The following is an 8,693-nucleotide window of genomic DNA, read 5'->3' as shown; positions in this document are numbered from 1 at the left end:
AACTACGGCTACAAGTTTGGCCAAGAGGAAGAGACCTACAACATCGTGGCTGCCCACGGTTACTTCGGTCGCCTGATCTTCCAATACGCCTCCTTCAACAACAGCCGTAGCCTTCACTTCTTCCTGGGCGCCTGGCCTGTTGTCGGCATCTGGTTCACGTCCATGGGCGTGTCAACCATGGCCTTCAACCTGAACGGCTTCAACTTCAACCAGTCCATCCTTGATGGTCAGGGCCGTGTTGTGAACACCTGGGCTGACATGGTGAACCGTGCCGGCCTCGGCATGGAAGTGATGCACGAGCGCAACGCTCACAACTTCCCCCTCGACCTTGCAACTGTGGAGTCCACTCCTGTGGCTCTGCAGGCTCCTGCCATCGGTTGATCTGGAATCAACTAACGATTCAGACAACTGAATCGGAAAGCCCCCTCCTCGGAGGGGGTTTTTTGTTGGCTGTGGAGGATGGGTGGCGAATCAGGCTCCTTCAGGGCACCAGCCGATCTCATTCTCCAGCCGTTGTATCCATTGGTGACAGCGGTACGTGAGGTGTGCCCTCTGGGGGAGGCGCTGTTGGTGGTGAGTGCTAGCTGGCTGAGTGACTCCTTCCTCAGCGAGGGTGTGCTGAAAATGCTGGCAGGTCAGGCACACCATCAGCGAATGGTTGGGTCGTAGCTGCCCTGAGCCCATCGACGGCCAGGTGCGTTGCGGCGGAGCGTTGACGATGCTCATTTTTTAGTGATTAGTAGACATGTACTATGTTTTCTTTTTGCGCTGTCAGCGTGTCGTTGGTGAGAATGGGTGGATGAGTGAGCCTCGCCCCACCCTCCAGTTCGATCTGGACCTTGAAGCTGTTCGCCTGCTCCACCGCTCGGTGAACTTTTACCTTGAGAAATGGCCGGGGGGCCCTGATCCCAGGGAGCAGGAGGCGTTGCAGTCGATGAAGACCTTGCTCACGGCAGCATTGCTCGAGTTCAGCCTTGATCAGGATGGTCAGCGCTGAAACCCGTCGCCTTCACTCCTCTTTACGGAAGCAGCGACAGCAACCGATTCGCGACCTACAACGCACTTAGTCGGGTGAGAAGGCTATGGAGCAACAAAAAGATGGAACCTGGGATTCGGTTGAGGCTTGCCTGGAGTGCATCACCGCTTGTTCGATCGATGATGGCGAGTGCGTCACCACCTGCGTTCAGACTCATCTTGGTGATGAGGAAAAGCTGTGGTCCAGCAGTCTTTGCCTCTGAGTTGTTTTCTTGAGCCGTTGTCCTCGTGGGTTGGTTGATCGCCATTGTCATCGTCGTGGCGCTGTCCTGGCTGGGATGGCGCTGGAATCAACTCGAGTGTGCTGAAGGTCGTTCCGTTAGCGGCCGTTTAGTGAAGCGCATGCACCGTCATTCACGGCGACGTAAGCACCATCACTGAGCGTCGTGGTCTCTGCAGATGTGCCCATCTTTCCAGCTCCATATCCACGGAATTGTTGCTTGTGCCTTAAGGAGATCCTTTCGATCTTCAAGTCTTACGGGGATGAATTCCGTTCTGTAATTAAATCCCTTGTCACGCATGGACTGGTTCAGAACCAGGCTTCCTTCTTCGTTGGAAACGGAGCGGTGATAGGTGCCGATAGGGATTTGGAGAGCTCCCATCGCTCGGATTAAATGAATGATGTGATGTGGGTGATCCCAAGCCGGATTGAGCAACGTGAAGGTTCGAGAACCCTCAAGTACAAGGTTGTTGTCTACCTGATGACGGTGAAGGTAGTACTGCTCTGAACCGTCTTGGTCCGGGGGTGACTTAGCGGCGCCGTGGTGTGCGACCACGTCGGTGCCATTGCTTCCTGGAACTCCAGCATCAAAGAATGTCACCGATGGGGTTTCTCGGAAGACATGAATCGGTATGAAGTGAAGTCTCACCGTGCCTCCTCTTATTATTCTTCTTTCTGCTTTAAATTCGCCCTGCGAGAAAAGCTGATAATCAGCACCAGATCAAATCAATCGTCATGGATGACTCCAAATTGCGTTTCACCGGGCAGTCATTCGCAACACGCCTGAACAACTGAATTTGGTCTTCCGATAAGCCGTGGGGCAGGGTGATCCACACCCGAAGTGTTTTGATCTTGCGGGGCCCCGTTTGGGTCATGATCTTCTCGACTGATGCTTCTGCGCCGGTGACAGACCAGTTCCGGCGTCTGGCCGTGATTCCCATCACGGTCAAGATGCAAGTGCCCAGGGCGGTGGCCAACAAATCTGTTGGTGAAAAGCTTTCCCCCCGACCGTCATGATCGGGCGGAGCATCGGTGCTCAACGACACACCGGAGGGCCCATGTTCGGCTGAACAGTGCAGATCGCCGGTGTAGCGGCAGGACATGCGCGTCATCAGAGCCCTGCCATCAATCAGGCCACGGGCATGCGACAACCCAGCTGAATCGTGCCTTCATCGATCAAACGGCCGAGCCGTTGCGCAACAGCTTCCTCAGTTCGTGTGAATTGATCTTGCCGGCCGGTTACCCATGCCATTTCGCCGTTGGTGATCACGCCGGTGGACATGGCTTCGAGAAAGAGTTCGCCGAGCTTCATGACACGGATGCGATTGGAGTCACGTTGATAGGACTTCACAGGGGGTGCATGACCTGCTCACCTTTCTTCATGGCTACCGATGATGGATGGCTTGAATCGCACGGTGGATCTGTTCGTTGAGGCGTGGGCTGGCGGGATTGAGGTGGATCAAGCTTGTGAATCCTTCGCTGAGTTCTGGCTTGTCAGGGGGACTGCTCAGCCTGCAGTGCATCGCATGAATCACGGCCTCTGGAACGAAGCGTTTGCGGGATCGGTTCCAGGCCAGGCACTGATCAAAAGGTGTCTGAAGCCACCAACCGGTCCATTGAATATGTCGCGCCTCCAGGCTTCGGTGCATCAACCGTTGGCGCCAGTTGAGTTGCGCATGGGTCGCATCCACAAGCACGTTGTTGCCATCAGCGAAGGCGCTGTCGATGGCTCCATGGAGATGGGGCTCCAATTCAGACCAAGGGCCCTGGACCTTCGGGTCCCCCCATAGCTGTTCCCTCAGAGCGTCATTGCCGATCACCCGTGCAGGGAGAAGTGGAGCGAGGATCGCTGCGAATGTGGTCTTTCCACTGCCCGGTGGGCCGATCAAGAGATGGCCCTGTGGCCGTAGTTCAGGCAACGAACCGTTTGTAGAGCCACCGCACCAGTCCACCAATCACGGGCACTGGAGCGAACGTGGGGCCGACAAAATCAAAATAATCACGGTGGTCCCCGATCTTTCCATCCGGATTGAAGCTGAGCCGGGTTGCGCCGGGGTAGATGAATTCAATTCCTTTGATTTTGAGGCCCATGCGCCATTCAACAAAGGCTGTATCACCATTCACCACCACCGATTCTGTTTCCAGGAAAACGTCATCACAGCGCTGCATCAGACCATCCTGGGCAAGGATGTAAGCGTCAATTCCCTGCCGCTCCTGGGTTGGATCCGTGAAATGCACGTCGTTGGCATAGACCGCCTTCCATTGCGTAGCTGTGGGGCCTGGCTTGCCGTAAGGCTTGGTGAACAGGGCACGGATCTGTTCTGCATCCAGCGGGGGGTGAAGTATGGGTGTTGTCATCAGAAGTCAGCGCCCACATGAGCGGTGATGGTCTCGGCCCAGCTCACGCTGGGGACCAGGCAAAGGCTCAGAAGTCCCGCCGTGACGAGTGAACGGTGCATGGAGTTAGTTGAAAAAACCCTTGGACTGAAGCCACAGGCCGATGGCGATTAATGGCCCGAAGCCGGCGACCAACACGGTGATCTTCAGGCGCAGTGGCGACACCTGAGGTTTGGTCTCTCGAAGAGCCATGGCAAGGCACAAAGGCAAGTGAACCTAAACGCTGTGCTGCGCTGGTGCCTGTTCCGATGCCAACCATTGTGAGCTCTGCTTAGAGCTCGTACTCCTCTTCAAATTGCTGGATCAGCCCCTTGTAGAGCGCAAGCAAGCCTTCTGTTTCTTCGCAGAATCCGTCGGTGGTGTACTTCGCGATGAGATTCACCACGGCGCTTCGGATCTGCGTGAAGGCGCCGAGGTATTCAGCCTGGATGTCTTCATTCCGGATGTCGTTGATCAGCGCGCCCACTAGCTCAATCTTTCGCTTGGCAGCGGCCATTTCCGCTTCCATGTCCTTGTTGAGCTTGCGGCGTTTCTTCGGCATCCCCTCAATCGGATCAATCATTGACATTAGGGGAGTAGCCGGCCTTCCTCGTTCGAGCGGCTTCCCCTACCGTCGAGTTCGCTCGACCCATGGCCTTGTGAATCGGACCTTTCGCGGTGTTGCTTACGTGTCCGTCTGGGTGGTGATCTGGGGAACGGTGGCGTCCTTGATGGACTGGATGCTGCTGACGGGTGAGGTCTACGAAACGGCCAGCTCTGGCCAGGCGGTGACGTTCATCGCCTACGGGGCCGCAACAGTGGTTTTGGCCACACGGTTTTCGGGGCGTTTTCTTGCAGTCGCCGATTCAGAAACTACGGATCAGGAGTGATCCGCCCATGAGCAGCGCCAAGATCTCGAAGGATCGTTTGACCAGGCGGCTGCCTTTCACCAGTGAGTAGTGGGCCCCCAGGAAGCCTCCGATCAGCGACCCGAGAACCAGGGCAGGAAGCCAGTCCCAACGAATTTCTCCGCTCAGGCCCAGCACCAGCGCCCCGGTGCCATTCCATCCCAGGCCCACCAGCACCAGGGTGTGGGCGACGGCTCTGGAGTAACTCAGCCCGAACCAGCGCACCAGCCAAAGGGTGACGAACAACCCCGTGCCTGAGGTGAGTGAGCCGTTGAGAATGCCGATGATGAACAGCCCGCAGCTGCCAATCCCGACGGTGCGGGCTGTCAGCGGGCGGGGCTGGTCTGTCGTTCCCAGATCCGGTTTCCGAGCCGAGTAAAGCCCAAGCCCCAGGGTCAGCAGCCCAAGGCTGGCGGTGGCCGCTTGATCGGGCAGCGCAAGAACCATGCTGGCCCCCACAGACACCCCTGGAAGACCGGCGGCCAACACCAGCGCCGAGCGTTTGAGGTCAAGGCTGCTGGCACGCCAATGACGCCCTGTCGCACCCAGCCCCAGGGCAACACTGGCCACTTTGTGGGTGGCCAGTGCAATAGCAAAGGGCAGGCCGAGAAGGATCAGTGCGGGTAGTTGAACAAGTCCCGCCCCGCCTCCCGCCAGAGCTGAAAGGGCATTGGCGCCAATGGCGATGCCCAGCAGGGCGATTTGCATCAGCAGTTCGGAAACGCTCAATCTCGTGTCAAGAAGGCGATGGGCACCGAAAACGTGAGGATGCGATGGGGCTCCCCCGGGAGAATGGCGACGCAGGCAACTTCACGATCAGCGTGGGCTTCGCGGGACTGCACCACAAAGGCCGTGGCGTCCTCGATGCTCCACATCGGGGCATCACCGCTACGGCGTTCATCCCTGTAGGCCTGCCAGACCTCGCAGAACGCCTCTCCATCTTCACCACGTTTCATTTCCGTCAGCGCCTCTTCCAGGCCCACGTCTTCGAAACGTTCGAACAGGCGAACCATCAACGGGTGGGCAATGGTGGATGAGGCTTTCAATGTTGAGTTGATGGTGCCAATAGCGCTCACCATCAGCTTCGGCTTGGAGCGTCGTGCATCAATTACTCCCACTGGCAGGTTGAGGTCCCAGCTGGGGTGTCCGCTGACGGCGCAGGCCAAATCGAACAGCCCCAAACTGCATTGTTTGATCAGGCTCTGAATGGTTTCTCGATCCATGGCTCAGTTCCGCGTGGCCCGATTCACCGTTTTCACTCCAGTGTTGCCAGGATGGCCGCCGGATGGCGCCGATTTAGATGTCCTTGGTTCAGATCTACCTTGATGCCGTCACCCACCAGGTGATCACGAATGAAGAGCTTGCCTACGTCGCCGGCAATCAGGATCGATTTGATCGAACCGAACTGAAACTCACTGCACGCCTTGAACATCTGATTGGCGCTGGCAGTATCAGCATCGGATCACGCTGATTATCCGAATAGAAAACGTTGAAGCCGATTGAGGATTTGCCGCATCGTTCTTTTGTCACGGCTAAAGATCACTCGCTCATTTGACGGCATCGCGCGACCCACCTGATATCTGCCCTGATAGACAGGAATTGAGGCGAGGTCAAGTTTTCAAGGCAGAGCAACAACTCCCGACCAGGTCTGGAGAACATCGGGTGCGCCCTGGGTCAGGGCGGCAACAGCACTGGCTGAGCCAATCCCGATCCCAACCACAACTCCTATGGCAAAGACGAGCAGTCCCGTCAGAACACCGCGTTCGGAAAATGGCATCCACTCAACGATCAGCCGACCTGACTTTCCTTCGGCCAACCTCAAATTGCCACTGCGGTGTCACAGGACGTGATGGGCGCCGGAACGGATCTGTTGTGTGGTTTCGGCCATAAAGGTAGATCTACCGACTGATCGATCCGGCTTGTCTTCGCTAACAACCGAATGTCAGCCAGATGACAGTTTCAGTGATGAAAACGATTGACGAGCACATCCAGAAGGACCAGGAGGAGTTCCTCAAGGCCCTGTCTGAGCACAACGACGGCAAGGTGCGTCATCTCACGGAAGAGCTGCAGTGGCTGTTGGATCACAAGAAGGAATTTCCTGACGATCCCCATGACCCTTCCCCCCTTGAGCTGTTCTGCGAGCAGAACCCCGATGAGCCCGAATGCCTGGTGTACGACGACTGAGTAGAAGTACTCATTCCTGGCTTCAGTGAGGCGCGAGCCCGCGCCTCAACACGCAACTTATTTAAGTTGTGTGTAGACGATGTGTTCTGTAGTGATCCGCGCCATTCTTTCCCGTCCCATTGCTGGCGACCTCGGTCTCCTTGTGCTTCGGGTGTTCACCGGCGCTCTGCTCATTCACCACGGTTACGAGAAGCTCGCCAATATCGAAAATTTTGCTGATGCATTCGTTCGCCCCTTGCATCTCCCCTTCCCGATCCTTCTCTCATACGTTGCGGCGTTCTCTGAGGTGATTGGGAGCTGGTTGTTGATCACTGGACTGCTGACGCGGATGGGAGCGTTGGCAGTAGCGGGGACGATTTCCGTCGCCATCTATCACGCCATCGTCACCGCCGGCTTCAACATCTACCTTCTTGAGCTGCTTGGGCTCTATTTTGCGGCTGCTGTGGCCGTTCTTGCCTGTGGCCCTGGCGTCTTTTCTATTGATGAGCTAATTGCACGACGCCTAGAGCCCGACATGCAGTTCTCCGCAGCGGAAGTTGCGGATTTCGCCAATGGCAAAGCTGCTGATCTTGAAGAGGCCATTGCCAGCCGTTGAAGTTCAGCGTGATCAAGTGAGAAAGTCCCGCAATTGCGGGACTTTTTTTATGGGTTGACGACGATGCGGGGTGAAGACGCGTCAGAATCGTGAGAGTTGGATTAACGCGATGAAAGAGGTCAGCATGCTTGAGATGATTGGCCGTTCATTGGCGAAGGTTGCCGCAGGAGCTGGTATCGCAGCAGTGTTGATCTGGTTGACCTACGTGATGCTGGATGTAGGCCATATGCAGTCGGGCTTTACCCTGCCTCAATCCAGTTATTGAGCTGAGATGCAGTGGAATGATGCTGAATCACCATTTCTGATCGTCGCTGCGCTGCTGATTGCTCTTCAGGTTTGTTGGATTGGAGCTGCGCTCCGGCGCAACCATTGCAGGCGTCTGGGAGAACCTCTCAGCGCAATAGCGTTTCAGCGTGAACTCCAGCGGATTTTTTCAAGAGCTAATGGGTTCTCCTGAGCCATGAAGCAACTTCCAGGTCAACGGAGCAGAACCCTGCCGCGATGGCTGAAGACGGGCATCGCGGGGCTAATCACCGTGATGGCCACCATTTGGCTGCTGTCGTTGCTTCCCTTTTTGCTCCTCGCAGCGTTGGTTCTTTCAATAGCACTCATACCTGTCACTCGTCGTCTCAGACGAGAGATGGAAGAGGCTGGATACAACGTTGACGAGCCTAGAAGATCTAATCAGCGCCGTGATCTCAACATCACTCCCTGGCACCGACAACTTCGTAATATCTGGAGAGATTTCAGCTCTTGAATAGGTCCTTAGCCATGGAACGATAACGACCAAGAGAACTACCTGCTCGGCGAGATTTTGTGGGCAAATTTTGGCCTGGCAAAAGGTTCAATGGAGCGAAATTCACCAATTGGGTTTTGGGGCGATCCTTCTGCTCGGCCGCTAATAATTCAGCAATGGCTTCTGCCGTAGTTTGCGGGGAAGGCGAGTTTTGCGAGACGGTTTCGATTGATTCAATCGATTCTGTTTCCAAGGTGCTGCTGGCCGCAGCAGGAAAAGGTTGTTGCTTGGCGGGCTTGGCTGCGCCGAGTGGCCACAGGAAAACGAAACTCAGCAGAAGAGCAACGGCTGCCGTGAGGATGCCGGTGAGTCCTAGTGCAAGACCCTGAAAGTTCCACAGCAATCCCGAACCCGCCATTCCGAAGGTGCCTAGGGCTGCCAGCATCAGGCCGAGAATGGAAGCCTGTGGTGCTTTTACCTTGAGTGGCTGACTGATGTCAGAGACTTCGAAGGGTGCGAGTCGCGGTTCAGGCCGAAGAAGAACAAAGCTGATCCCCAGCAGAACCAATGCCGTGACAGTGCTGCCAAGCCCCAGGGTGCGGCCCTGAAAATTCCAAAGCAAACCTCCGCCAGCAAGAC

18 protein-coding genes and 1 pseudogene are annotated in these 8,693 nt (G+C 56.2%); 7 read left to right on the top strand and 12 right to left on the bottom strand.

From position 1 onward, the window contains the following. The 3 genes and pseudogenes from FZZ85_RS04065 to FZZ85_RS04055 all read left to right on the top strand — a co-directional run. A pseudogene (locus tag FZZ85_RS04065) lies at positions 1–381 on the top strand (photosystem II q(b) protein); the annotation flags it as partial. Between the two features lie 78 nt (positions 382–459). Beyond that, the gene (locus tag FZZ85_RS04060) at positions 460–669 is read left to right on the top strand and encodes a hypothetical protein (protein WP_226412461.1); all 210 of its coding nucleotides are present in this window, start codon (positions 460–462) and stop codon (positions 667–669) included. Between the two features lie 130 nt (positions 670–799). Beyond that, positions 800–997 carry a hypothetical protein gene (locus tag FZZ85_RS04055; RefSeq protein WP_226412459.1) on the top strand — a complete coding sequence of 66 codons (198 nt, stop codon included), beginning with the start codon at positions 800–802 and terminating at the stop codon, positions 995–997. A 412-nt stretch (positions 998–1,409) separates the two neighbouring features. On the opposite strand, the gene FZZ85_RS04050 is transcribed toward FZZ85_RS04055, so the two are convergent. From FZZ85_RS04050 to FZZ85_RS04025, 7 genes are all read right to left on the bottom strand, one after another. Continuing rightward, on the bottom strand, positions 1,410–1,904 hold the full coding sequence (locus tag FZZ85_RS04050; protein WP_226412457.1) for a hemagglutinin: 495 nt from the start codon (positions 1,902–1,904) through the stop codon (positions 1,410–1,412). Positions 1,905–1,965: 61 nt separating this feature from the next. Further along, complete coding sequence (locus tag FZZ85_RS04045; protein ID WP_226412455.1) at positions 1,966–2,367, bottom strand: OsmC family protein; 402 nt, start codon at positions 2,365–2,367, stop codon at positions 1,966–1,968. 17 nt (positions 2,368–2,384) lie between these two features. Beyond that, positions 2,385–2,606, bottom strand: coding sequence for a hypothetical protein (locus FZZ85_RS04040; RefSeq protein ID WP_370631128.1), 222 nt, complete (start codon positions 2,604–2,606; stop codon positions 2,385–2,387). 34 nt (positions 2,607–2,640) lie between these two features. Further along, positions 2,641–3,144: an ATP-binding protein gene (locus FZZ85_RS04035; RefSeq protein WP_255615965.1), complete on the bottom strand. Its 504-nt coding sequence runs from the start codon at positions 3,142–3,144 to the stop codon at positions 2,641–2,643. Between the two features lie 22 nt (positions 3,145–3,166). Continuing rightward, a complete protein-coding gene (locus FZZ85_RS04030) occupies positions 3,167–3,613 on the bottom strand; it encodes a nuclear transport factor 2 family protein (protein ID WP_226412451.1) in 447 nt (148 codons plus the stop codon). Positions 3,614–3,718: 105 nt separating this feature from the next. Beyond that, positions 3,719–3,844, bottom strand: a complete 126-nt coding sequence (locus FZZ85_RS12045) for a hypothetical protein (RefSeq protein WP_255615964.1) — start codon at positions 3,842–3,844, stop codon at positions 3,719–3,721. Between the two features lie 79 nt (positions 3,845–3,923). Next, complete coding sequence (locus FZZ85_RS04025) at positions 3,924–4,193, bottom strand: hypothetical protein (protein ID WP_115024260.1); 270 nt, start codon at positions 4,191–4,193, stop codon at positions 3,924–3,926. 97 nt (positions 4,194–4,290) lie between these two features. Here FZZ85_RS04025 and FZZ85_RS04020 point away from each other — a divergent pair, with 97 nt between their 5' ends. Continuing rightward, entirely contained in the window at positions 4,291–4,521 is a 231-nt protein-coding gene (locus FZZ85_RS04020) for a hypothetical protein (RefSeq protein ID WP_226412449.1), read from the top strand. Here the strand turns inward: FZZ85_RS04020 and FZZ85_RS04015 are convergent. The 4 genes from FZZ85_RS04015 to FZZ85_RS04000 all read right to left on the bottom strand — a co-directional run bounded on the left by FZZ85_RS04015 (position 4,498) and on the right by FZZ85_RS04000 (position 6,316). Next, positions 4,498–5,247, bottom strand: a complete 750-nt coding sequence (locus FZZ85_RS04015; protein WP_226412499.1) for a sulfite exporter TauE/SafE family protein — start codon at positions 5,245–5,247, stop codon at positions 4,498–4,500. The genes FZZ85_RS04020 and FZZ85_RS04015 overlap by 24 nt on opposite strands. Positions 5,248–5,264: 17 nt before the next feature. Further along, positions 5,265–5,762, bottom strand: coding sequence for a hypothetical protein (locus FZZ85_RS04010; protein WP_226412447.1), 498 nt, complete (start codon positions 5,760–5,762; stop codon positions 5,265–5,267). Between the two features lie 32 nt (positions 5,763–5,794). Continuing rightward, positions 5,795–5,971 (bottom strand): hypothetical protein, encoded by a 177-nt coding sequence (locus FZZ85_RS04005; RefSeq protein ID WP_226412445.1) that lies wholly within the window; start codon positions 5,969–5,971, stop codon positions 5,795–5,797. Positions 5,972–6,157: 186 nt separating this feature from the next. Beyond that, a complete protein-coding gene (locus tag FZZ85_RS04000; protein WP_226412443.1) occupies positions 6,158–6,316 on the bottom strand; it encodes a hypothetical protein in 159 nt (52 codons plus the stop codon). A 188-nt stretch (positions 6,317–6,504) separates the two neighbouring features. Here FZZ85_RS04000 and FZZ85_RS03995 point away from each other — a divergent pair, with 188 nt between their 5' ends. From FZZ85_RS03995 to FZZ85_RS03985, 3 genes are all read left to right on the top strand, one after another. Further along, positions 6,505–6,723, top strand: a complete 219-nt coding sequence (locus FZZ85_RS03995) for a CP12 domain-containing protein (RefSeq protein WP_226412441.1) — start codon at positions 6,505–6,507, stop codon at positions 6,721–6,723. Positions 6,724–6,814: 91 nt separating this feature from the next. Further along, complete coding sequence (locus FZZ85_RS03990; protein WP_370631127.1) at positions 6,815–7,318, top strand: DoxX family protein; 504 nt, start codon at positions 6,815–6,817, stop codon at positions 7,316–7,318. Between the two features lie 109 nt (positions 7,319–7,427). Then, the gene (locus FZZ85_RS03985; protein ID WP_226400218.1) at positions 7,428–7,583 is read left to right on the top strand and encodes a hypothetical protein; all 156 of its coding nucleotides are present in this window, start codon (positions 7,428–7,430) and stop codon (positions 7,581–7,583) included. Positions 7,584–8,064: 481 nt separating this feature from the next. Here the strand turns inward: FZZ85_RS03985 and FZZ85_RS03980 are convergent, their stop codons facing one another. Then, positions 8,065–8,472: a hypothetical protein gene (locus FZZ85_RS03980; RefSeq protein ID WP_226412437.1), complete on the bottom strand. Its 408-nt coding sequence runs from the start codon at positions 8,470–8,472 to the stop codon at positions 8,065–8,067. Positions 8,473–8,693: the final 221 nt, after the last annotated feature.

This window comes from Synechococcus sp. MU1642 (genome assembly GCF_020514115.1).
Lineage (GTDB): Bacteria > Cyanobacteriota > Cyanobacteriia > PCC-6307 > Cyanobiaceae > Parasynechococcus.
This window is presented reverse-complemented; position numbering and strand designations above follow the sequence as displayed.

Coding starts and splice junctions, on each gene's coding strand:
- FZZ85_RS04060 (WP_226412461.1), top strand. CDS start 460: ATGGGTGGCGAATCAGGCTCCTTCAGGGCACCAGCCGATCTCATTCTC.
- FZZ85_RS04015 (WP_226412499.1), bottom strand. CDS start 5,247: ATGCAAATCGCCCTGCTGGGCATCGCCATTGGCGCCAATGCCCTTTCA.
- FZZ85_RS12045 (WP_255615964.1), bottom strand. CDS start 3,844: ATGGCTCTTCGAGAGACCAAACCTCAGGTGTCGCCACTGCGCCTGAAG.
- FZZ85_RS04010 (WP_226412447.1), bottom strand. CDS start 5,762: ATGGATCGAGAAACCATTCAGAGCCTGATCAAACAATGCAGTTTGGGG.
- FZZ85_RS04000 (WP_226412443.1), bottom strand. CDS start 6,316: ATGCCATTTTCCGAACGCGGTGTTCTGACGGGACTGCTCGTCTTTGCC.
- FZZ85_RS03995 (WP_226412441.1), top strand. CDS start 6,505: ATGAAAACGATTGACGAGCACATCCAGAAGGACCAGGAGGAGTTCCTC.
- FZZ85_RS03985 (WP_226400218.1), top strand. CDS start 7,428: ATGAAAGAGGTCAGCATGCTTGAGATGATTGGCCGTTCATTGGCGAAG.
- FZZ85_RS04045 (WP_226412455.1), bottom strand. CDS start 2,367: ATGACGCGCATGTCCTGCCGCTACACCGGCGATCTGCACTGTTCAGCC.
- FZZ85_RS03980 (WP_226412437.1), bottom strand. CDS start 8,472: ATGGCGGGTTCGGGATTGCTGTGGAACTTTCAGGGTCTTGCACTAGGA.
- FZZ85_RS04030 (WP_226412451.1), bottom strand. CDS start 3,613: ATGACAACACCCATACTTCACCCCCCGCTGGATGCAGAACAGATCCGT.
- FZZ85_RS04025 (WP_115024260.1), bottom strand. CDS start 4,193: ATGCCGAAGAAACGCCGCAAGCTCAACAAGGACATGGAAGCGGAAATG.
- FZZ85_RS04005 (WP_226412445.1), bottom strand. CDS start 5,971: ATGTTCAAGGCGTGCAGTGAGTTTCAGTTCGGTTCGATCAAATCGATC.
- FZZ85_RS04055 (WP_226412459.1), top strand. CDS start 800: ATGAGTGAGCCTCGCCCCACCCTCCAGTTCGATCTGGACCTTGAAGCT.